Consider the following 23,101-nt stretch of genomic DNA (forward strand, 5'->3'; position numbering starts at 1 on the left):
GTATTATATTTGGGAGTTCTCTCATCTCAACACAGCTTGCTTCAATATTTTTTTAGAACAGTTTGCAGCTACATATCCTTCAATTAGATAACGGTGCTTTTCATTTAAGCCAGACTCTTAAAATTCCAGAAAATATTATTTTATTATTTCAACCTCCACATACTCCCCAAGTCAATCCCATTGAACGTTTATGGGAAGAAGTCAAAAGGAATTTAAGTTGGGAATGCTTTGCTAATTTGGACGAGTTAAGAACAGTTATTTGGCAACGTCTTGAGGAATTAAACACATCAATTGTTGCGAACATTACAGGTTGGGGTTTTATTTTGGATGCTTTATTTGTATCAGGCTTTTCGTGAAATGGTATCAGTAAGCGTGCATCTTGCAGCTTTGGTAGTAGTGCATCAAGGCGTTGGTTAATCGTCAATGTGGGCATTATTGCCTAATCAACCCACAGCTAGATGCTGTATTAAGGTGCTGATTCATACAAATAGTAAAATATATCCTTAATAGTTTTTTCAAAGATAATAGGTAATTTATATAAATATAGGCAGTGAATATACGTAAATGTAGCCCTAATGCCAGGATTGGTAATACTATGTAACTCTAATCAAAGATTTCTGTCCAAGCCAACGTGGTTTCGTAGAACAGGTAATGAACGTGACCTTAACTTGATCGAGCAGGCATGGTCTGGAAAAATACATTTAATGAAACTAATGAAGCGATCGCACTTAGTTTCAAATTTCGTTTAAAGTGTAATTAATGAATCAGAGCAATTTATCACTACCATCTGGGTGCATTCTTCGCAAGGCAACCTCTGCGGATCAGTGGTCGATTCGATTATTGGTGTTCTCAGCTAAACTCGACCCTACTCAATTACGTTGGCAGCAATTTTGGGTAATTGAATGTAACGAAGATTTAATAGCTTGTGGACAGTTGCGTAATTTCTCAGGTGTACAAGAACTTGGTAGTTTAGTAGTTGCAAGAGCTTGGAGAAATCGTGGTTTAGGTACTTTTCTCACACAGCATCTAATCAATACAGCAATGCAACCATTGTATCTTGAATGTTTAGGTGAACGACTGGCACAGTTTTACAGCTGTTTTGGTTTTGTACCAGTTTCTTTTGAGAACTTGCCACAATCTCTTAAGGGTAAATTTGGCATCTCGCAATTAGCTAAAAGATTAATCAGAGTTCCTGTGGTATTTATGCAATATCAAGTGTCTAATTGAAAAGTAAAATTTTTATTTATCAATATGTAGGTTTAGCAAAAATTGTCAGCAAGACAGGCCCTAATAAATAATGATGACTTAAACACAATAATCCCGTAGAAGAGGCAAGAAGTTCACGTTGTTTAGGGCTATAAAGTTTTATTCCTAACGAAGATATGGGCAACTGTTGTGATTCTGTCTCTTTTTTAGTAGTAATATCAACCAAATAGAAACGTCCACCGGGAGCAAGCACCCGCGCCACTTCACTTAATACTTGTTGTGGCTCTAAATAGTGTAAAAAACTTATGGTGTTGAAAACAGCATCAAACTGACCCTCCCCAAAGGGAAGAGATTCAGCTTTACCTTCAACAAAAATTAAACGTGGATGGTGGCGGTTGCTCAGTCTTGCTACCTGCAACATATTAGAAGATAAATCTAATCCTGTGCCCCATAAGTTGGGAAATTGAGTCGCCAAGCGTTCAAGTAAACGTCCAGTACCACAGCCCAGGTCAAGTACATTTCCTTGCTCTGGTAAATCGACGTATTCTAGCAACCGTTTATGGATAGCTAGGTAAATCACTGAAGGAAAGAGCCAATCATAGCTCATAGCCCAGCGGTCAAAAAGTAATTTTTTGTTACTGAGAAAGTTGTGAGTCATCAGTTTTTGCAGCCAATTATTTCAAGTCTAATACTTTAGTTAGAGAGATTATGGCTGCGCCTCCAAAAACTTGGTTAACTATGGCAAAAGTTTGCGATCGCAACTTGGTAATCTGATCATATCTAGCCTAGCCTAGCATTATTAATCTCAATCATCTCTTGGATAAATTTATTCCAGATTTCATTAGGAATCCAAATTTTATGTAAATCTTGTTTTGCTTCTTGCTCATTGATAGCTGTATAAAGGCGACGATAAAGATATATAAAGGCAGAAACTCTTTTATTCGCAGCACAATGGATAAAAACTTTTTTATCGACATTCGCTTCCATGACGTTAATAAATTTTGTCACGTTCTCAATAGTAGGCTTTTCCCAAAGTACAGGAATATGTACATACTCCATACCTTGAGATTCCACAATTTGTTGTTCATCAAGTAAAGCGTTGTTTGATGTTAATAGTGCCAGATTTACAATTAATCTGTATCCTGACTGTTTGATTGCGATAAACTGTTCTGCGGTTGGTTGCCCAGAAGTAGCAATTTTATCGGATATCTGAAGAAAGTTGTCTATATCTTCAATAATTTGGGTAGACATATTTTTACAGGAGAATACAGATTATAGTAGGGACAAAGCAATGCCCCTTGATAAGATATTATGAACAAGTCGTTAGGGCAGCACCACATTGATCTTCTTTTGCCAACCAACCTTGAACACCTTGATGTTCCACCAGCGCCCAATCTTTTTGACAGCTTAATAATTTGACATTCGCATTAGGGGCAACTCGTCCTACTTTTCGGCTTTGCCGATTGGCACTAGAATAAACATTTACTCCATTAGTACCATAGCCCCGTGTTGAAATGCCTAACTTGGGCACAAAAACCCATCCATTTCCTTGAAATCCATCACTAGCATTCGTAATCTTTGCCCATTTGTTAGCGACGGCAATAATCTTCACTGTTGCATTTTTGGGTACTTGTCCTAATATTTTATTGTTAATACTTCCGCCATTACGCACATTTAAACCTCGTGAGCTTGTATCGGTGACGTAAGCAAAAATATCGCACTGTTGCGGATTCTTAGATTTTGCTAAAACAATTTGGTTGGCTATACCAGTATTAATTAGTACACTTGTGCTGACCAATCCTAATTCAATAACCAGTTTTGACACTGGATAAGTACTATTTTTCCTCATATTTTTCCTATTTTTTGGTATAAATTGCAAGATGAAGTGTCTTCGTTATAACTCAAATTCTATATAAGTCAGGTTGTTCAACTTTGTCAGCAGATTGCTAAAACTAAATTTTATGAATGTATTAACAATTACTCCGTTTGCACAAACTGGGCAGTTATTGATGAAGAAGGGAAAAAGGGAAAGGGAACCCCATGTTTAAAAATAGGGGCTTAATACCATCTGGGGAAAAGTTTTAACTTTAATTCCTTTACCCCTTATATCATTTCACTAAAAATATGATATTGATGTAAACCCTGAAAACTTTGCTGCATCTAAGTCCCATTAATTGCGAATTGCGATCTTCGCAGCGTAAAGCCTGCGGCATAGCTTCTCTACGAGACGCTAACGCGAACGCTTAGAGCGACGAAGGAGCGTCATTGCGAATTGGTATTACCCCTTACCCTTTACCCCCTCTTGGTAAATTAAATGCCGTGGTAGAATTGAGTACAGGCTGTTAATATATTCCATCCTTCGAGTTAACAGCAAGTCTATGTTTTAATAAAATTTTATTAATTACTATGAATATTTGTACACAGCCAATTTCTGAAGGTTTAGGAAAACAAATCATTAATGATGATTCAGTTCGTATCGAATATATTTTTTCAGCAGTGACTTCTAGTAGATGTGGAAACCATCAAGTATTTATTAATAGTATTTTGCCAACCATGCAACTCAATCCGGAGGTACTAAGGTTTGAAGATGATTCAGAGATTCCTGCTGATGTTATGAAAGAGCTAAATGAAATCGCTGAAAGATTAACTACGGAAATGGCTTGGCAAAAAGGAGATATTTTAATGATAGATAATACCAAAATTATGCACGGTAGAAGAAATTTCACCGATGAGAAACGCAATATTTATATCCGTTTATGTTCGCCAGCTTTTTCCTGTTTAAAAATGTAGAGACCTTACCAAGCAAGGTCTCTACACAAGGTTATTGATAAGAAAATGATCTAATTTGAAATTGTATTAGTTTATTTCACTTCATATCATAGCCAAACAAATTCGGATCAACTTCTCCTAACTGCAAATTAGCCAAACCATACTCTGCCCATCGTCTTTCTACCAAAGTTGCGACATCCGGGTCTGACTCTAGAGGCGCGCCCCATTCATGGTCTGTTTCTGGGGGAATTTTTGTAGTTGCATCAATTCCCATACGTCCGCCTAAACCAATTTTTTCACTAGCAAAATCTAAAGTATCAAACGGTGTATTCGGCAGAATGAATACATCTCGGATAGGATCAACTTTAGAACTAATAGCCCAAACTACTTGACGCGGATCACGAATATTTATATCTTTATCTACAACAATGACAAACTTGGTGTATGTAAATTGTGGTAAAGCACTCCAAAAGGCTAAAGCTGCCCGTCGCGCTTGTCCTGGATATGCTTTATCTATGGAAATAATCGCCGCTTTGTAACTCAAAGCTTCCATCGGTAAGAAAAAATCTACGATTTCTGAGACTTGTTGCCGCAGAATAGGAGTGTAAATCCGATTGAGTGCGATCGCCATCATCGCTTCTTCTTTGGGTGGACGACCGCTAAATGTTGTTAAGTAAATCGGATTTTTGCGGTGTGTCATACACTCAAAGCGAATCAAAGGTGAATCTTCTACACCGCCGTAATAACCCATGTGGTCGCCAAAGGGGCCATCAGGTAAGACTTCCCCTGGTGTAATTGTTCCTTCCAAGACAAATTCTGAATCGGCGGGAACTTCCAAATCTACAGTTTTACATTTTGCCAACTGCACACCCGAACCGCCATATAATCCAGCAAACAGCCATTCTGATAAATCCACAGGTATAGGTGTAGCAGCTGCCATAATAATTAGAGGATCTACACCAAGAGCGATCGCTACTTCTAATTTTTTCCCACGTTCGGCAGCTTTTCGCAAATGCCTCGCCCCACCCCGCACCGATAACCAGTGAACGGTCATCGTATTTTTAGATTGCAGTTGCAAACGATATACACCTACATTCGGCGTACCTGTCTCACAATCTCTGGTAATTACCAACCCCAGCGTAATAATTTTGCCAGCATCACCAACATAAGGACGAATCAAAGGTAATTTGTGCAAATCTAAATCATCACCTTGAATCACCACTTGCTGACAAGCAGGAAAAAAGTCCCTTCCTGGCTTGGCTTTCACCACATCAAACAGCACTTTACCAAAATCTATCGCTTGGGAAATCTTTTTTGGCGGTTTTGGTTGTTGCAACATACTCAGCTTTTTCCCCAGAGTTTCCAATTCCTCTGGATGCTGCATATTCATCGCCCAGCAAATCCTTTCCACCGTTCCCATCAAATTCACCGCTACCGGAAAGTCAGCACCTTTGACGTTTTCAAACAGCAACCCCGGACCACCTTTTTGCAGCATTCGGTTGGAAATCTCAGCAATTTCTAACTCTGGGTCAACTAAAGCTGAAATTCGCTGTAATTGCCCTTTTTGTTCCAGAATTTTAATGAAGCCACGTAAATCTCTCGCCATTGTTTTAATAAAGCTGATTGTTTAAGAAGTGTGAAGCGTCTTCTTAATATTATGTAGAGTTTATGGTGGCTTAGATAGTCATTGGGCAAAATTATCTGCTTTTGATTGGTGCTTTGCCTTTTTCTCGAAATACTGTTGATGCTCTGCGGTTGCTAAGTAATATTCTTTAGCAGAAGTAATCTCTGTTACAATGTCTCGATCAAATTTCCTAGACATTTGCAGCTTTGCCTTTGATTGCTGTGCTGCTTGTCGCTGCTGGGTATTGTGAAAAAAGATTACAGACCTGTATTGTTCCCCTCTGTCTGGCCCTTGACGGTTTAGGGTTGTCGGGTCATGGATATCCCAAAACACTGCTAGCAAGTCATCATAACTCACAGATTGGGGATCATACTCTATCTGCACTACTTCAGCGTGACCCGTTATCCTCGACAACACATCAAGATAACATGGGTCAGGAAAATGCCCTCCCATATACCCGACCGAAGTTGATAATACACCTTTTACTTGGCGAAATGCTGCTTCCACTGCCCAAAAACAGCCAGCACCAAATGTTGCTTTTTCTATTGTCATGTGAAGGATTGAGGCCATTTATTGTACAAACATCAGTAAATCACTTTATTCAAGATCTTTCCCTAAGCAAGATTGACTAGAACTAAGCCTAATAATCATGTTTACTGGGCTAAACTTTAGTTCTGATTAAAAATGCTAGAATCGCTCCAGCACAAATGCTTTCAGGCATATTTGATGACTTTCGACCTTCCCAACTCTCTGATTATCGATACAGCGCTTTCAGTATCTGGATTAACTGATTATATCCGCTTGCTGTTAGAGCAAGATGAGCAATTGCGGCAAGTTTGGATAACTGGCGAAGTTTCCAGTGCTAACCACCATCGTAGTGGGTTATTTTTTACGCTGCAAGACCCAGATGGCACAGCAGGAATTAAGTGTGTAGTGTGGAATAGCCAATTGCCAAAACTAGCTCAAATGCCTGTTCCTGGGGAACAATTAATTATTTTGGGGAGTATTCGGGTTTACCCGCAAAGGGGAGAGTATCAAATATCGGTTTGGCAAGCTTTACCTGCTGGTGCGGGTTTACAGGCGTTGCGTTATCAACAACTTAAAAACCGCTTGCTAGCTGAGGGTTTATTTGATGTAGAAAGAAAACGTCCTCTTCCACTCCACCCCCAAACGATCGCTGTCGTCACTTCACCAACAGCGGCGGCTTGGGGTGACATTCAAAAAACTCTTAAGTACAGGTATCCGGGTTTACATGTTTTATTTTCTCCTGCTACTGTGCAAGGTGAACAAGCCCCAGAATCTATAGTTAAAGCGATCGCACGGGTAGAAAGAGATGGTCGTGCCGAAGTGCTAATTTTATCGCGGGGTGGTGGTGCAGTTGAAGAATTAGCTTGTTTTAATGATGAACGAGTAGTGCGATCGCTTGCTAATTGTTCTATTCCCGTAATTACTGGTATTGGTCATCAACGAGATGAATCTTTGGCTGATTTAGTTGCAGATGCTTCTGTGCATACACCAACTGCGGCGGCGGAAACTGTAGTCCCAGCATTATCTGAGTTGTATATTCAGCATCGTCAGCGAGTTGCGGCTTTACACGAGGCGGTAGATTATTCATCGGAAACTGCTCTTAATCAACTGCAAGCATTGCGAAACCGTTTAAAGCGTTTGCGATTAGAAAAGCAAGTACAGCAAGAAATACAGCAGCTAACTTGGAAGCGTCAGCAATTGATGCAAGTAACAATGAGGCGATCGCAGCAAGCAAAGCAGCATCTAGAATTGTTACGGCAAAAGTTGGTAAGTCTTGACCCGAAAGCTGTATTGCAGCGTGGTTATGCCGTGGTCAGACAAGAAAATGGCGCGATCGCTCGTTCAACAACTGAGTTAGGTGTAGGGCAAGATTTGTTGATTCAATTGGGGCAAGGTGAGGTTAAAGTCAAGGTTATGGAAATAAAAACTTCACACACAAAGGGAGCAGGGGAGAATGACTAACTTATATTAATGTCTAATGTTCTGTCCTCAATAACAACTGACCACTGACCACTGACCACTGACAACTGACCTGCGTAGCTTAACAAACTGTATTAGACAATTGCTGCACAAAATTCTGATGTTCAACTGAATTTAGCCCTTTCTGCAACACTGCTAAAACCTGTTGCATATTGTCGGTAACTAATGCTGATACATCAAGCCATAATCCTGGAAACACTTGACTTTGAATTATGCCTGATGCATTTGGTGTTAGCGCGACATATTCCCCATTCTGCAAACTAAACCAACTAACAGTACTTTCAAACACCTGCCAAACAATATATTCCTGAATACCGTTGCGGCGGTAGGCGCGTTTTTTATCATACAAATCTTTGGTTGCACTACTGGCGGCAACTTCTGCCACTAGTTCTGGCGATCCTTCCACGTAACCATCATTACCCAGATATGATAATCCGCCACACGCTGCATTGATTAATAAAATGGCATCGGGTTGGGGTTCATTATCTAAATCTAGCCGCACAGTTGGATTATCACCCAGTCTGACACCCGGCGTAGCTACTTTATATGACCACAACCAGCCCATCAAATTACCATGTGGTTCAGCATGGGGTTCAAAGCGTAAAGGTGATGTCACGTGAACGACTCCTTCAATTAATTCGGCTTTCTTGAGGTTGGGCATAGCATTGTAGCGACGCTCAAATTCAGGACGAGTGAGGCGATCGCCACTCTCAAGAGGCGGAATGTATGAAGGAGAATTGGTAGGAGTCGGATTTTGTGGAGAGGTATTAACCACGATCGCAAGTGGTAAAGGTGAGTAAATTGATTGTATCGTCAAGGAAGAATAACGTAGACGCATAGCGGTGAAGGGGTCAGAGTCTTGGCGGTTCCCGTCGAGTCTGAACCCCTGAACCCGAAGGGCTTGCCGCAGGCTACTGCTAAGACGCAGAGGACACAGAGAGATTGATGGTTAAACGTAAAAATGCTGCTAGTTCTGATGCAATGGAAGGTTGGAATTATGAGGCGAAGGTTAATGAAATAGAGGGGATTATTACTTGCATTGAAGCGGGTGAGTTGGAATTGGAAGAGGTTTTTGATCAATTTGCTAAAGCTGTTGAGTCTTTGCGTCAGTGCGAAAGTTTTTTGCAGCAGCGACAACAACAGGTAGATTTATTAATTGAAACTTTGAGTGATGAATAATATCATTGCACTGCGTGTGTCAGTTGTCGGTTGTCAGTTGCTTTTGATCTGGTTTAATATCTCTAAAGCGCGAGTGACTTGGTTTTCAAACATACTGACTACTGACCACTGACCACTAACCACTAACCACTAACCACTGACCACTGACCACTGACTACTAACCACTGACAAAACTCTATCCCAACTCTGCTGTGCCTGCTGCAATCGCATAAGTTAGTGGCAAAATAACAGTAAATGTTGTACCCAGACCTACTTCACTTTCAACGCTAATTTGACCGCCGTGTAATTCAACGGCGCTTTTAACAATAGTTAATCCTATTCCGTTGCCGGAAATTTTTTCTGTGTTACTACATCTGAAAAAAGATGTAAATAGCTTTGCTTGATCTGCTTGAGGAATGCCAATTCCTTGGTCTTGGATGCGGAATAGGACATTTTGATGGTTGCATGTTAATTCAAATTGAATATTGCCGCCTTCTGGTGAATATTTAATCGCGTTGGAAAGTAAATTAGTCAGAATGTGGCGTAGGAGTTTTTCATCCATTAAGGGCAATTTTTGTGTTTTTGAAGCATAAAAATACCGTTCTACAAAATTAATATGATAGCGATCGCCTGCATTAAACTGCTGTTCTTCGACTATTTGCAAACAGAATTTTATCAAATCCAAAGGTGCAGGATCAAACTTGAGTTTTCCCGCTTCTGCTTTACCGATAACTAAAATGTCTTCGACTACCTGATTGAGATGTGTAACAGCTGATTTAATTTGATAAAAATATAGTTCTCTTTTCTCATCAGTTAATTCTTTACCATATTTTTTTAACAGCTCACTAGATAAGAGAATACTAGTAAGGGGTGTACGAAACTCATGGGAAGCAATGGAAATAAATCTGGATTTTAGTTCACTAATTTCTTTTTCTTTTTCCAGCGCTAAACGTGTCTCTTCTGCTTGTTTACGATCGGTGATATCTTGAGCAATACCTACTCTACGATAAACTTTTCCAAAGTTGTTTTTTACTAAAAAGCTGCGTTCCCAAATCCAGCGCACTGAATTATTAGGCTGGATAATGCGATATTCATGATTATAGACGTTATTATGGTTATTCTCTATAGTAGCCAGTACGTATTCTTTATCTTCTAAATGAACTGCATCTATCCAAGAGTTAGGATTGGTATATAAGCTCTCGCAACTACGACCCCATATTTGTTCATAAACTGGACTAATGTAAATAATTTCGTTACTGAAAATATCTTTGAGCCAAAATATTTCTTGGATGTTTTCTGCTAATTGTCGAAATTTTTGTTCACTTTGGCATAGCATTTCTTGTACTACCAGTTTTGAGGTAAGTTCCGTTTGTAACTGCATGTTACTGGCTTTGAGATCACTTTCTTGTTGAGTCAAAGTGAAAACCATCTGACTAAGAGATTGAGATAAATTAGCAATTTCGTCTTTGCCTTTGAGTAAGGGAATTTTAATTAGTTTATTTCCAGAGCGAATATCATTAGCAGCTGTGGCGATCGCTAGCATGGGATTAGTAATTACTGCTGCAATTAGCCAACCCAAAATTGCAAATATCAAGCCCAAAGCCATATTCCAGGTAAATATTTGCTGTTGCAATCGACGTACAGGAGCAAAGGCAATATCAGTTTTTTGGCGCACCAGTACCAACCATCCTAAGCCAGGATAATTACGATAACCAAAACTTTGGGCAAAACCAGTTATGTAAGTTTGACCATCAGGCCAAGTTTCAATGAGATAATTTTTATAACCTTTTTGTGCTGCTTGTAAACTATTTAACGATTGTAAATTTGCAGTCTTAAACCCAGAGGGCGATAATAATAAATCGCCATTTTGCCTAAAAATAAATATCTCTGTTTTATGCCTTTCTTGGGAGTTTAATAGCGACTTTTGAACTTCCCTAGACCATGACCAACTAAGATGGGCACCTAGTACACCTTGTGCGTTTCCTTGGAGATCCTTCATTGGTATTGCTAAATCCACAAAGCGCAAAGGTTCACCTGTTGAGTTGGGCAGCAATTGGGCAAGTTTCACTGCATCATGCACATCACCCACATAAGGAGATTTTTGCCCTTCTATGAACCAAGGTCGTTGAGAAATATCTTTACCTTCTAGTAATTTTCCCGTGCTGGCAACAACGATACCTCGATTATTAGTTAAGCCAATCCAGGCATAGTTATTGTAAGTACTTTGTAATTTTTCTAAAAGGGCACGCTGCTGGAAAACAGAAGATTTAGGATTGCTGAAAATATCAAGGGTACTGATAATTTTGATATCGCGGTAACGCTCAAACATTCCCCTATCTAGCTTATCAGTCATTTGGTAAGCTAGTTCTGCCAGCGATCGCCCTACATCTAGCTTGACTTGTTCGCTAGCGGTGTGTCCAACAATTAGACTTGCAAATATTGACAACAAAAAGGCAATGCCACCAATTGCCATTCCCAAACTAGTTCTGAGACTATTGTGAGGATTTAGCTTACTAGGTAAACGACCTGACAGCTTAAGTATTATCACCACAACAGAAGTTCCTAATGTATCACTGTGTTTAATTTAAACCATCAAGCAGGTAGATTGTTATTTTTATGACTGAATTAATTAATTGGGCATTGGGATAGGCAATAGGCAATAGGCAATAGGCAATAGGCAATAGGCAATAGCAAGAGTTATTTAGTTATTTCTCCTCTGCTCCTCTGCTCCTCTGCTCCTTGTCTCTCTGCCTCTTTCTGCTCCCTTGCTTCCTATTGCCTGTTTCATACCCAATATTTCTTCTTTACAACACTGGTAGCAGATGAGATTAGTGCCAAAACAGCATAAACTTTTTGATGGTAAAGCTGATTAAGGAGATTGCTGTGACTAGTTTTTTATTCGTAACCGATTTAGATAATACTTTTGTAGGTAATGACGAGGCGTTGACAGAGCTAAGCGATCGCCTGCATAAACACCGCAAAGAATATGGCTCTAAAATTGTTTACGCTACAGGGCGATCGCCTGTTCTTTACCGAGAACTCCAAGTTGAAAAAAACCTGATGCAACCGGATGCTCTTGTCCTTTCCGTTGGTACTGAAATTTATCTTGATGGTAATGATACTCCCGATTCCGGTTGGTCAGAAATTCTTTCTCCTGGATGGAATCAAGAACTAGTTATATCTATAACTAAGTATTTTCCGGAGTTAACTTTGCAACCAGACTCAGAACAGCGTCCTTATAAAGTGAGTTGTTTTCTCCATCAAGAAGTAGCAGCAGATGTGCTACCACAGTTAGAGTCAGAACTGCAAAAATGTGAATTAAATATAAAGTTAATTTATAGTAGCGGTATTGACCTTGACATTGTGCCCCGTACCAGCGATAAAGGTCAGGCAATGCAGTTTTTACGTCAAAAGTGGAAATTTGCAGCAGAACAAACAGTTGTCTGTGGTGATTCAGGTAATGATATTGCTTTATTTGCTGTAGGCAACGAAAGGGGAATCATAGTCGGGAATGCACGAAAAGAGTTGCTCCAGTGGCACAACGAGTATCCCGCTGAACATCGTTACCTCGCACAAGATTCTTGTGCAGGTGGAATTCTCGAAGGCTTAAAATATTTTGGTTTCTTAGAATGATTAGTTATCTCAAAGGAATCGTCGCTGGTATTCAAACAATTAGCGGTAATCGCGTTGTTTTGACTTTAGAAGTGAATGGCTTAGGGTATGATTTGCAAATTCCTCAACGGCTAGCACAGCAATTGCCAGACTCAGGAGGAGTAATTCAGATTTTTACCCATTTGCAAATTCGGGAAGAAGTGCCGTTTTTGTATGGTTTTGCTTCGCCATCAGAACGTGATTTATTCCGCCATTTACTGACTGTTAGCGGTATTGGTGCATCTTTAGCGATCGCATTGCTGGACACTTTGGAATTACCAGATTTAGTCCAAGCAATTATCGCCGCTAACACGCAAATCCTAATTCAAGCCCCTGGTGTTGGCAAAAAAACCGCAGAACGCATTTGTCTAGAGCTGAAAAGCAAATTAGTCGAGTGGCGTAAATCAGCAGGCTTCTTCGTCGCCACAGGCGGCCCAGCACCAGGGATTCTCGAAGAAGTGCAAATGACTCTCTTCGCCTTGGGATATACTGCCCATGAAGTCAGTCACGCTTTGCACGTCGTAAGCGAAGACATTGGACTACCCAAAGACGCTTACGTCGAAGACTGGATTAAACAAGCGATCGCTCATTTGAGCAGCAGCGAACAAGTTAGTTAGTTGCTAAAAGACAATCAGCAGCAATTCTGACAGTGCATTTCTCATATCCCATGCTTCGCTCAATTAAAAATGAAAAGTGAAATCAATTCAATTTTTAATTTTTAATTTTTAATTTTTAATTCCGAAGGTATGCCCACTGACCCATATACTTGGATAGAAAAATCTCTGACAACCATTCATCGGGCAGATTGGTATCGTTCAGTACAAACAATCCACAGTCGCCCTGGTGCAACTGTGCTTTTGACTGGGCAAGAGGTAATTAATTTTGCCAGTAACGACTATCTGGGATTGGCTGGAGATGAACGCTTGATGACCGCGGCAATTGCTGCTATTCAAGAATTTGGGGCTGGTAGTACTGGTTCTCGATTACTCAGCGGGCATCGTGAATTACATAGAAAATTAGAGCAGGCGATCGCATCCCTAAAACAAACAGAAGATGCAGTAATATTTAGTTCAGGGTATCTAGCCAATTTAGGTGCAATTACTGCTCTAGTAGGTAAGCGCGATTTAATTTTATCTGATCAGTACAATCATTCGAGTCTGAAAAACGGGGCAATTCTTAGCGGTGCAGCTGTAATTGAATATCCACACTGTGATGTTGCAGCACTAAAAACCCAATTGATTCAACAGCGGCAAAACTACCGACGCTGTTTGATAATTACTGATAGTGTCTTCAGCATGGATGGTGATTTATGTCCTTTACCTACACTGTTGGATTTAGCTGATGAGTTTAGCAGTATGCTGCTAGTCGATGAAGCTCATGCCACTGGGGTATTGGGAAAAACTGGCGCTGGGTGTGTCGAATATTTTGGATGCACAGGAAGGCAGTTAATTCAAATTGGCACTTTGAGTAAAGCCTTGGGTAGCTTAGGCGGATATGTAGCAGGAAGTGCCAGCTTGATTGACTTTTTGCGGAATCGCGCCCCTAGTTGGATTTATACTACTGCACTTTCACCCGCAGACACAGCAGCAGCATTAGCAGCAATCAGAACATTGCAGCAAGAACCGCAACGTCTAACTAAATTGCGGCGGAATATAGATTATTTAAAAAATTTAATACACGAACAGCTACCTAATTTAAAATTATTACCTTCAGAATCGCCTATATTATGTCTTCAATTAACAAGTGCCACAGTGGCACTCAATGCTGCTAAACAACTCAGAGATGCTGGTATTTTTGCCCCAGCGATTCGTCCGCCCACAGTACCCACAAGTCGGATTAGAATTTCTGTAATGGCAACTCATCAACCAGTACATATCGAAAAATTAGTAGCAGCATTGAATAACATTAGTTGAGAGACTGAATTATAAATATATCTTTACTCATTCACAAGAGGCAGGGGGCAGGGGAAAAGGTACAAACCTTGCCCCTTCTGAGCAAAAGCCCCCTTGCTCCTTTTCTCCCCTGCTTTTTCACGAATTTGAACAAGGGCTAAAAACGGCTATTGAATCAAACAGATAGCCGCGGGAACAAAAATTGCGAGGTAATAGTTCTCAAAACCCTACCCCGCCTACGCATTATCAAACGACTAAAATTTGTAAAAAAATTTTAAGAAAGCGTCATTACGAACTAGTTATTGATTCGCCCAGAATTTGTTGTTTAAGCGATTGAATTTCTTCTGCTAATTCTTGGCGAGTTGAAGATTTAACGAGATAACGAAAAACAAACCAAGTGCTATAACTAAGTCCAATCAATTCAAAAATCGGTGATAACAATGGAATATCATTGATTGCAGCCAGCATTGATAGTAATACTTTCCCTGTAACAATTGCCGCTAAAATTAAAAAGACAGTAATTAAAAGCTGTTTGTAGTTTTGAAAAAATCTACTGAAATAATCTGGCAATTGTGCTAAAAAAACAGCAGTCTTTCTGCCCATTTCTCGCCATTGAGATTCAGGTTCTTTAGCTGGTGGTAACTTGGGCAAGTCTTGATTATCTGCACTCTGGAGCGCTAGCATACCTTCTTGAGAGATAATATCGACTGATTCTAATTGCTGTTGTTCAGTTTCCATAGTTTTCCTATTGTAGCAATAGCAGTAAGGTTAATATTATAGGTTTTAGATTTTAGATTAAATCCTTTAATCTAAAATCTAAAATTACCTAGTTATTTCAATTAATTGTCAACTAGTTCAACTTTGTGGAGGAGCAACTGTGGCATTAACAACTACATTGGTGACACCTTTGATTTCCTTTGACAAAGGTTCAATTTTAGATAACTGATCCTGATTAGTGACAGTACCTGCTACAGTCACAGTGCCATCTTGTGCAGCATTAACTGTTAGTTGACCACCAGGGATATTAGCTTCCAACTTAGAACGTACTTCGCTTGCTAAATCAGATGTCGCTCTATCTGTGTTACCCCCAGTAACATTATTCCGTTCTTCACGGGCACGAATATCAGCATTGAGTTGTCTTCTACGAAGTTCACTCTGAGCATCTTCTTTAGCAGCTTGTGTCGTTTCCGCAGAAGGAGCCTCTGGAGTTTCACCTGGAGCAGGCGCTTCTACGCTTGTTTTGGCAGGATCTTGGCAAGCAACTGCACCAAAAAGTAAAAAACCACTAATTAAGAAGGGAGTTAGCTTTTTCATTTGTTTAATTTTTGATCGAAGCGTGAAAATTGTGAAAGTCTTTGCTATTTGTAAGAGTAGTGAGGAGCAAGTTTTTAATTTTAATTACTCCTAAAATGGAGTAAACAGTACGAACAATGAGAAAAAACTAACTTGAGTTAGATTCTCTCATCTCGGTGGTCAACAACGATCACACTAGGTTCGTCGCGATCGCTTGTTGCTGCATAAACAGGTGTTTCGTCATAACGGTTGCGGTTCAAATCGGGGCGATGTTCTCTACCGTTTTCAGCAACATTATATGTAGCAAATTCTTCAATACCTCGACGTTTGAGAATTGCTTCGGCTTGACGGATTTCAGTTTCCGTTCCATCAACGATGATTAAGTAATCACCTCTTTGAAAGCGATCGCTATAAACTCGTGCCCGATCTTCAGGAATACCTAAACCAACGAGTCCGCCAACAATACCTCCAGCTGCTGCACCGATAGCACCGCCAGCGACTGTTGTGGCGATCGCTGTGGCTGCTGCACCACCAGCAATTACAGGCCCGACTCCAGGAATGGCTAAAGCACCAAGACCGACTAATAAGCCTCCTAAACCTCCCAAAGCTCCCCCTGTAGCAGCTCCGGCTTTTGCTCCTTCATCAGCCTTATTGCCTACACCAACATTTTTATCTGCACTGGCAATGTTATGACCGTTTGTGTCTTTGGCAATCACCGAAACGTAGCTCATCGGGAAGCCAGCATCTCGGAGTTCGGTGAGTGCTGCTTCTGCATCTCTACGATGGGAAAATGTGCCGATTGCCCGTCTATTTTGAGTAATGTTCGTATTGGTTGGGTGGACAACATTGGTAGTTGTATGTTCGCTATCAGGATGGTCATACACACCAAACTCTTCGATACCATGTCTATTAAAAATTGCCCTCGCTGTAGCAATTTCTGCATCTGTGCCATCGAGCATCACTAAGTAGTGGCCACGTTCTACACGTTCGTTGTAAACTTTGGCTCGTTCTTCAGGAATTCCTAAACCAATTAATGCACCAAGTAAACTACCTGCTACAGCACCAATTCCAGCGCCAGCTAAAGTTGTGGCCAAAGTGGTTGCAGTTGCTCCTGCAAGCATAATAGGCCCAATTCCAGGAATTGCTAAAGTTCCAAGGCCAACTAATAAGCCAGTCAAACCACCCAAAACGCCACCAGAGACTGCACCTGCTGTCGCGCCCTCGTCAGCTTTATCACCAACTTTTTCGCTAACTTGGGTACCAGCAATATTATCTTGATTGTCTCCATCTCTAGCAATGACAGAAACTCTATCCATTGCAAAGCCACTGTTTTTCAATTCATGTAGCGCTTGTTCAGCATTTCTGCGATTGGAAAATACACCTACAGCGCGTCTACGTAAATTTACAACCATTATTTACTTCTCCTCAGATACGAAATTATTTATTTAGGAATTTATTAGATGTCATCCTTCTCTTCTATTTAACTAAAGCTAATTTATATTAATTTTTCATCAATCTCTTGGAAGAATTTTTATCTATGTCATTAGATATAGACTAACTTTTAAACATGCGTAAAAACAAAAAATAACTAATCATTGAAATAAAATATTCATTTTTACACTTAGATTTTAATTCAACATAATACTCCAGGATGATTTTTATAATTAGACATTGCGTTGGCAGTGTTATTAACAACATTGTGCCTAATAAAAATAATTCTTTTAGCATTTATATACATAATGTTTTAGACATTATTAATTAACATTTATTTATTTTTCAGAGACTTAATTATCTTACAAATACTTTTTCCGTAAATAAAATTTTTTCTTGTCATAGTTAGTAAAAATACTTGGTGATGTGCAGTTTGCTCACTCACATAACTGCCTTTTTCTTTGTGGGTGGTAAAAATTTGGAACACGATACCCTGCGCGATAAGTGCAGCTATGCCCGAAGTAATACCTTTTAGTTAAAGGAAAAGGAGAAAAAACGTTTAACCCTTACCCTTTAAGCTTTTGCCAAAACCGAATTACAAGTTAAAAATGCTTAACCGAACAGTATTGATGCCCAAAGGGCTTTACGCCAACAGAGAACCCGCAGGGTAGCAAACTAGCATCAAAGTATCCGTCATCCAAAGAGAAAAAGAGTTTTTATCCGTTCTGGCTCCTCCGCAGGCGACTATTCTGGGAAGAAAAGGAGCGTCACCCGAAAGTAAAAATCTAACTTTTGTTAAAGAGATTTATTACTTAAGTAGGTGTAAGCCAAGGTAGCTGTTATTTAAAGTGAAAAGTAGACATTTCTGATTGAGAAATGAGTATTTTATCCAACAACCGTGAGAGATATATTTTATGTTTCACAATTTTGAAAATATTTTGATATGGAACTGGCTACCTTTAGGAATAGCCCCTACAAACCGATTACCAGAGGTCATAACTCCAGAAGTATCACTTATGTTTTCTGGTTCTAAATTTTTAGTGGCATTATTAGCAGGCACTTTGATGGCATTTGCCTTTCAGTTCCTATTAACCAACTTTTCAGTTGCTGTAGGAATCTCAACTTGGGGAAGTGATGCATATCCTGATTCTGATTCTGATTCTTTGGGTGGAACAATTCGCAAATTTGAAGCTAAGGTTGGTTCTTGGGCGCTAATAACAGCAAGCATTGCATTATTCGTTGCTTGTTTTTTGGCAGTCAAACTTAGCTTTATTGAAAGCGCGCTACTAGGAGCAATTATTGGCGTAGTCATCTGGTCTGCCTACTTCTCATTAGTAGTTTGGTTGGGTTCATCAGCGGCAGGTTCTTTAATTAGTTCTATGGTTAGCACTGCCACTTCTGGCTTACAAAGCGTGATGGGTGTAGCAACGGCTGGCATCGGTGCTAATGCTGCTAAAAGGCAAGTTGTTGCAACTGCTGAAGAAGTTACAGCGGCAGTTCGACGTGAATTAACTTCAGGATTTGACCCTGAAAGTATTAGTACAACACTGCAAAGTTCTTTAGCTTCTCTGCAAATACCCAAGCTAAATTTAGATGAAGTTCGCGGTCAATTTGACAAGTTACTGAGTGATATAGATGTACAATCTCTTGGTGACAATGACCTGCTCCAAAACATTAATCGCCAGACATTTGTAGATTTAGTTAGCAGCCGTGCAAATTTACCTAAAGACAATATCAATCAAATTGCGGATCAATTAGAAGATGCTTGGAAACAATTAATAGCTCGAAAAAATCCGACAGAGCAAGTAATTAATTTGCTTAAATCTGCCACTCCTGAAGAATTGAACTCAGAAGATTTAAGTGAAAGACTTCAGCAATTAGTTGCAGTTAGAAAAAACGGCAATGGTAGTGGTAGCAATGGTGTAATGAAGCAGGCGGTTCAATATGGCTTGGGTGCTGCTGCACCAGCAGTATTAAATAGGTTAGACATCTCAGATATTGATGTAGGAAGAATTAGAACTCAGTTAGAAAAGTTAAAAGACAAAGTTCAAGATATCGATGTCGATAAAATTACACACGAGTTGCAAGATTTCACAAACAAAACTACTGCACAGATATCTCAAAATTTGCCAATATCAACATCTAATACTATCAAAGCAGATGTAGAAGACTACATACAAAATTCTTTCCCCTGGCATTTCAACCGCATCACAATCAAAGATGAATTCCAAGAAGTCATTTATGATTCTCAAGCAGATCCCACCACTACACGCCGGAAATTAGAGGAAATCAATCAAGAGTATTTTGTCAATTTGTTGATGCAGCGAGGTGATATCAGCGAAGCCAGAGTCAAGGAAATTTCGCAGCAAATGGAAAGCACCCGCCAGGAAGTTTTAGAACTGGTGCAACAGACACAAACGCGAGAAAAAGGTCAAGACTTCCGCAGCCGCATCGAAAATTATTTGCGTTCTACTGGTAAAGAAGAACTCAACCCAGAAGGAATTGAGCGAGACTTTGCTAAGTTACTAGAAGATCCAGAAGCTGGTTTAGAAGATTTAAACGATCGCCTATCCCAGTTTGACCGCGATACTTTTGTGCAACTACTCCAGCAACGTCAAGATATCAACGCAGAAGAAGCCAATAATATTGTTGGTCAAATTGAAAGCGCCCGTGATCAGTTATTAGACCGTGCTAGAGAACTGCAAGCACAAGCAACAGCCAAAGCCGATGAACTGCGCCAAAGAGTAGAAGACTATCTGCGAAATACCAATAAGGATGAACTGAATCCTGAAAGTATCAAGCGCGAATTGAGGATTTTACTAGAAGATCCCCAAGTTGGAATTAGGTTATTACGCGATCGCCTCTCACAATTTGATCGTGATACCCTTGTGCAGTTACTTAATCAGCGTCAAGATTTGAGTGAGGAGCAAATCAACCAAGTTATTGATAATCTAGAATCGGTGCGGGATAATATCTTGCAAGCGCCTCAAGTAGTTGCAGATCGAGCCAAAGCACAGTATGAACAAACTACAACAGCGATCGCCCAATATCTCCGCAATACCAATCTAGAAGAACTCAACCCAGAAGGTATCAGACAAGATTTAGAAAGATTACTCAATGATCCTCAACAAGGTGCTTCGGCATTACGCGATCGTTTATCTCAAGTAGATCGAGAAACTTTAACAAAACTCGTCAGCCAACAAGGAAACTTGAGCGAAGAACAAGTTAATCAAGTTATTGATCGCTTCCAAGAAGCAATTCAAAGTATTGTGAAAGCACCGCGTCGCTTGGCGAAGCGTACTGCTCAACAAGTTGCAGATTTTGAGACCAGGCTCGAAGACTATCTGCGTTACACCAACAAAGAAGAACTCAACCCAGAAGGTATCAAGCGCGATTTGCAATTGCTATTGCAAGATCCACAAGTGGGAATGGGAAATTTAAGCGATCGCTTGGCTAAATTCGACCGTTCGACAATTGTGGCGTTGCTATCTCAACGGGAGGATATTTCTGAAGAGGAAGCCAATCAGTTTGTGGATCAAATCGAGTCTGTACGCAACTCAATTGTTGAACAATTTCAGCAGATTCAGCAAAAAGTGCAATCGGTAATCGATCAAATTTTTGCTAGAGTTCGCAACTATCTCAACTCCCTGGAGCGTCCAGAACTGAATTATGAAAGCATCAAGCAAGACTTTACTAAAGTATTTGATGATCCGCAAGCCGGATTTGAAGCCTTGCGCGATCGCCTCAGTCAATTTGATCGTGACACTTTAGTCGCTGTGATCAGTTCTCGTAAGGATATTTCAGAGGAAGATGCCAACCGGATTATAGATCAAATAGAAGCAGCACGGGATGGCGTATTGCATAGAGCGCAACGCATCCAGCAAGAAACACAAAAACGCCTCAAAGCTGTGCAAGCAGAAGTTAAAAAGCAAGCACAAGAAACTAAAAAAACCGTTGCAAGCGCTGCTTGGTGGCTATTTGGTACAGCTATAACTTCCCTTGCAGCCAGTGCGATCGCTGGAGCAATAGCTGTCACAGGTCTGCCTTTACCTGGTTAAATGTGCGCTATCCAAAACCCTTGTAGAGACGCGATTAATCGCGTCTCTACTTTTTTTCACCTCCAGTTCGTTCTCGCGCCAAACTATCAATTGCATCACCCAAAGCAGTGGTAAGGCTTTTACGGGTTTGAGCATGGCTTTCTTGTTCAGTTTTTAAAGCTTGTAGCAAGCGATCGCGTTCTTTCGTGACAGCAATCAATTTAGCTTGCAATTCCTCTACAGATTCGATTTGTTGGATTTCTTGTTGAATAGCTGTCGTCGCTTTACCATCGCCGAGTATGCCTCCCTCAATACCTTTGAGTTTGTGGATTTCTGCTTTGAGAGAGGCGATCGCCTGTTGAAATAAATGAGTATCTGTGCGACGCTGCTCAGCTTCGGTGTTGTAGAGTTGCCGCCATTTTTGGGCACTTTCCCAAGCATTATCGTGATCGCGCTGCTGTTCTGTTAATTGCTGTTTGAGTGCTTTAATTTCTGCCAACCACTGTTTTGTTAAGTCTTGACTCATAAAAAATTATTTTGGATTGTTTTGATTTACTTTCTTTTAAATTTCTCATTATGACATTTTGCAAATTAGTATTTAGTTGAATCGTATTCACACTTCAATATGTTTAGAGACTGGTTTGCAAAAAACTTGGGAGTTGGCCAAGTTCGTAAAGAACAAGTATACCTAGATATATGTAGATCAGTAAGCCTGGAAGATGTCAGCTATTGGATTCAAGTTCTGTTTGCAGCTGGCATTGCCACCTTGGGACTAGTTTTGAATAGTCCTGCTGTGATCATTGGGGCGATGTTAATTTCTCCATTAATGGGAAGTATTCTCGCCAATGGGCTGGCATTAGCTACGGGTGATGTGATCTTAGCTATGCGGGCACTACTAAATCTTGCTTTGAGTTGCTTGGTTGCCATTTCTTTTGCAGTGCTATTGGTGTCTTTGTTGCCATTTAAAGAAATGACGGCTGAGATTGCCGCCAGGACTCGACCAAATATCCTAGATTTAGTAATTGCTCTGTTTTCTGGTGCAGTAGGTTCAGTCGCAATTTGTAAAGAACCCAAAGGGGTAGCAACTTCTATTCCTGGTGTGGCGATCGCAGTTGCTCTCATGCCACCACTATGTGTTATGGGTTATGGCATCGGCATAGCTATCAGCGTGAATCCAGTCAATGGACTCAAGGTAGCTAGTGGAGGTGGGCTACTTTTTTTCACTAACTTGGTGGCGATTACATTCACGGCAATGTTAGTTTTTTTGAGTCTGCATATTGACAATTACCAAGTTAAAGAAAAAGTTAGAGAATGGCGAAATTCCCATCCAGAAAGTATGTGGATGCAAAGTATTCTAGAACGACTACCTATTTACCAAAAAGTCAAAAGGATTGGGACTCTTCCAGGTAGATTGTTGTTAATTTTTGTTACCCTTGTGGCAATTATTTTTCCACTCAACCAATCTCTTAGCCAACTCAGACGCGAAATCTCTTTGCAGCAACAAGAAAATCGCATTCGTACAGCAGCAAGAAATGTATGGCAAAAGCAATTCGCAGTTCTTGAAAATGGTGAACAACGCTCTTACATTAGCAACATTTCGATCTTAGAGCAAAATAAAAAGCTGACAATTCAACTTCAGGTATTTACTAGTAAACAATATACGCCAGAAGAACAGAATAGTTATATCCAACAGTTAGCTTCTCGCCTGGGGAAATCTCCAGAATTATTAGCACTGAAGTTGATTGAAATTCCCACTGCATCCAACGAACTGTTACGTCAAGTAACCCAAGAAAAACCGCCGGAACCAATAATTACGATCGCGCAGTTACAATCAAGTTTCATGCAAGAAGTGCAATCGGCTTTGGGTGAACTCAGACTTCCTCAACCAGCACAAATGGTTAATTACGAGTTAATTACCATTCCATCAGAACCATTAAATATGGGAGCAACGCGAAAAAGTGAGATCGTCGTGAAATGAGCAGGGGAAGCGGGGGTAGCTGGGGTAGCTGGGGGAGAAAAGAGAAAGATTTAGT

21 protein-coding genes are annotated in these 23,101 nt (G+C 40.2%); 10 read left to right on the forward strand and 11 right to left on the reverse strand.

The genetic code is table 11. From position 1 onward, the window contains the following. Nucleotides 1-62: 62 nt before the first annotated feature. Both I8751_RS15120 and I8751_RS15125 read left to right on the forward strand, forming a co-directional pair. A complete protein-coding gene (locus I8751_RS15120) occupies nt 63-356 on the forward strand; it encodes a transposase (RefSeq protein ID WP_214439974.1) in 294 nt (97 codons plus the stop codon). A 403-nt stretch (nt 357-759) separates the two neighbouring features. Beyond that, on the forward strand, nt 760-1,227 hold the full coding sequence (locus tag I8751_RS15125; protein ID WP_214439975.1) for a GNAT family N-acetyltransferase: 468 nt from the start codon (nt 760-762) through the stop codon (nt 1,225-1,227). Nucleotides 1,228-1,246: 19 nt separating this feature from the next. Here I8751_RS15125 and I8751_RS15130 read toward each other — a convergent pair whose 3' ends face one another. The 3 genes from I8751_RS15130 to I8751_RS15140 form a co-directional block, all read right to left on the reverse strand. Beyond that, complete coding sequence (locus I8751_RS15130) at nt 1,247-1,864, reverse strand: class I SAM-dependent methyltransferase (protein ID WP_214439976.1); 618 nt, start codon at nt 1,862-1,864, stop codon at nt 1,247-1,249. Between the two features lie 122 nt (nt 1,865-1,986). Further along, nucleotides 1,987-2,457: a protein tyrosine phosphatase family protein gene (locus I8751_RS15135; protein ID WP_214439977.1), complete on the reverse strand. Its 471-nt coding sequence runs from the start codon at nt 2,455-2,457 to the stop codon at nt 1,987-1,989. A 58-nt stretch (nt 2,458-2,515) separates the two neighbouring features. Then, nucleotides 2,516-3,055: an SH3 domain-containing protein gene (locus I8751_RS15140; protein WP_214439978.1), complete on the reverse strand. Its 540-nt coding sequence runs from the start codon at nt 3,053-3,055 to the stop codon at nt 2,516-2,518. A gap of 557 nt (nt 3,056-3,612) precedes the next feature. Here I8751_RS15140 and I8751_RS15145 point away from each other — a divergent pair. After that, nucleotides 3,613-3,996: a TauD/TfdA family dioxygenase gene (locus I8751_RS15145; RefSeq protein ID WP_214439979.1), complete on the forward strand. Its 384-nt coding sequence runs from the start codon at nt 3,613-3,615 to the stop codon at nt 3,994-3,996. 76 nt (nt 3,997-4,072) lie between these two features. Here I8751_RS15145 and I8751_RS15150 read toward each other — a convergent pair whose 3' ends face one another. Together I8751_RS15150 and msrA are read right to left on the reverse strand one after the other, a co-directional pair. After that, entirely contained in the window at nt 4,073-5,581 is a 1,509-nt protein-coding gene (locus I8751_RS15150) for a UbiD family decarboxylase (RefSeq protein WP_214439980.1), read from the reverse strand. A gap of 78 nt (nt 5,582-5,659) precedes the next feature. Further along, the gene (gene msrA, locus I8751_RS15155) at nt 5,660-6,151 is read right to left on the reverse strand and encodes a peptide-methionine (S)-S-oxide reductase MsrA (RefSeq protein WP_214439981.1); all 492 of its coding nucleotides are present in this window, start codon (nt 6,149-6,151) and stop codon (nt 5,660-5,662) included. Between the two features lie 174 nt (nt 6,152-6,325). On the opposite strand from msrA, the gene xseA reads away from it, so the two are divergent. Continuing rightward, nucleotides 6,326-7,588 carry an exodeoxyribonuclease VII large subunit gene (gene xseA, locus I8751_RS15160; protein WP_214439982.1) on the forward strand — a complete coding sequence of 421 codons (1,263 nt, stop codon included), beginning with the start codon at nt 6,326-6,328 and terminating at the stop codon, nt 7,586-7,588. 79 nt (nt 7,589-7,667) lie between these two features. Here xseA and I8751_RS15165 read toward each other — a convergent pair whose 3' ends face one another. Further along, on the reverse strand, nt 7,668-8,381 hold the full coding sequence (locus I8751_RS15165; RefSeq protein WP_318780331.1) for a Uma2 family endonuclease: 714 nt from the start codon (nt 8,379-8,381) through the stop codon (nt 7,668-7,670). A 170-nt stretch (nt 8,382-8,551) separates the two neighbouring features. Between I8751_RS15165 and xseB the strand changes: the two genes are divergently transcribed. Continuing rightward, nucleotides 8,552-8,785 (forward strand): exodeoxyribonuclease VII small subunit, encoded by a 234-nt coding sequence (gene xseB / locus I8751_RS15170; RefSeq protein ID WP_214439984.1) that lies wholly within the window; start codon nt 8,552-8,554, stop codon nt 8,783-8,785. Nucleotides 8,786-8,960: 175 nt separating this feature from the next. Here xseB and I8751_RS15175 read toward each other — a convergent pair whose 3' ends face one another. Beyond that, on the reverse strand, nt 8,961-11,315 hold the full coding sequence (locus I8751_RS15175) for a sensor histidine kinase (protein WP_214439985.1): 2,355 nt from the start codon (nt 11,313-11,315) through the stop codon (nt 8,961-8,963). A 332-nt stretch (nt 11,316-11,647) separates the two neighbouring features. Here I8751_RS15175 and I8751_RS15180 point away from each other — a divergent pair, with 332 nt between their 5' ends. The 3 genes from I8751_RS15180 to bioF all read left to right on the forward strand — a co-directional run bounded on the left by I8751_RS15180 (nt 11,648) and on the right by bioF (nt 14,328). Continuing rightward, entirely contained in the window at nt 11,648-12,397 is a 750-nt protein-coding gene (locus I8751_RS15180) for a sucrose-phosphate phosphatase (RefSeq protein WP_214439986.1), read from the forward strand. Next, nucleotides 12,394-13,032 carry a Holliday junction branch migration protein RuvA gene (gene ruvA / locus I8751_RS15185; RefSeq protein ID WP_214439987.1) on the forward strand — a complete coding sequence of 213 codons (639 nt, stop codon included), beginning with the start codon at nt 12,394-12,396 and terminating at the stop codon, nt 13,030-13,032. Before I8751_RS15180 ends, ruvA begins: the two co-directional genes overlap by 4 nt. Before the next feature lie 129 nt (nt 13,033-13,161). Further along, nucleotides 13,162-14,328, forward strand: coding sequence for an 8-amino-7-oxononanoate synthase (bioF, locus tag I8751_RS15190; RefSeq protein WP_214439988.1), 1,167 nt, complete (start codon nt 13,162-13,164; stop codon nt 14,326-14,328). A gap of 267 nt (nt 14,329-14,595) precedes the next feature. On the opposite strand, the gene I8751_RS15195 is transcribed toward bioF, so the two are convergent. From I8751_RS15195 to I8751_RS15205, 3 genes are all read right to left on the reverse strand, one after another. After that, nucleotides 14,596-15,045, reverse strand: coding sequence for a CAAD domain-containing protein (locus I8751_RS15195; RefSeq protein WP_214439989.1), 450 nt, complete (start codon nt 15,043-15,045; stop codon nt 14,596-14,598). Between the two features lie 117 nt (nt 15,046-15,162). After that, nucleotides 15,163-15,621 carry a BON domain-containing protein gene (locus I8751_RS15200; RefSeq protein ID WP_214439990.1) on the reverse strand — a complete coding sequence of 153 codons (459 nt, stop codon included), beginning with the start codon at nt 15,619-15,621 and terminating at the stop codon, nt 15,163-15,165. Between the two features lie 137 nt (nt 15,622-15,758). Further along, nucleotides 15,759-17,012: a general stress protein gene (locus I8751_RS15205; RefSeq protein ID WP_214439991.1), complete on the reverse strand. Its 1,254-nt coding sequence runs from the start codon at nt 17,010-17,012 to the stop codon at nt 15,759-15,761. Between the two features lie 933 nt (nt 17,013-17,945). On the opposite strand from I8751_RS15205, the gene I8751_RS15210 reads away from it, so the two are divergent. After that, the gene (locus I8751_RS15210; protein ID WP_214439992.1) at nt 17,946-21,089 is read left to right on the forward strand and encodes an MFS transporter; all 3,144 of its coding nucleotides are present in this window, start codon (nt 17,946-17,948) and stop codon (nt 21,087-21,089) included. A gap of 46 nt (nt 21,090-21,135) precedes the next feature. Here I8751_RS15210 and I8751_RS15215 read toward each other — a convergent pair whose 3' ends face one another. Continuing rightward, on the reverse strand, nt 21,136-21,594 hold the full coding sequence (locus I8751_RS15215; protein WP_214439993.1) for a hypothetical protein: 459 nt from the start codon (nt 21,592-21,594) through the stop codon (nt 21,136-21,138). Between the two features lie 99 nt (nt 21,595-21,693). Here I8751_RS15215 and I8751_RS15220 point away from each other — a divergent pair, with 99 nt between their 5' ends. Next, on the forward strand, nt 21,694-23,046 hold the full coding sequence (locus I8751_RS15220; RefSeq protein ID WP_225894172.1) for a DUF389 domain-containing protein: 1,353 nt from the start codon (nt 21,694-21,696) through the stop codon (nt 23,044-23,046). Nucleotides 23,047-23,101 lie beyond the last annotated feature (55 nt).

Source organism: Atlanticothrix silvestris CENA357, assembly GCF_016056295.1.
GTDB lineage: Bacteria > Cyanobacteriota > Cyanobacteriia > Cyanobacteriales > Nostocaceae > Atlanticothrix > Atlanticothrix silvestris.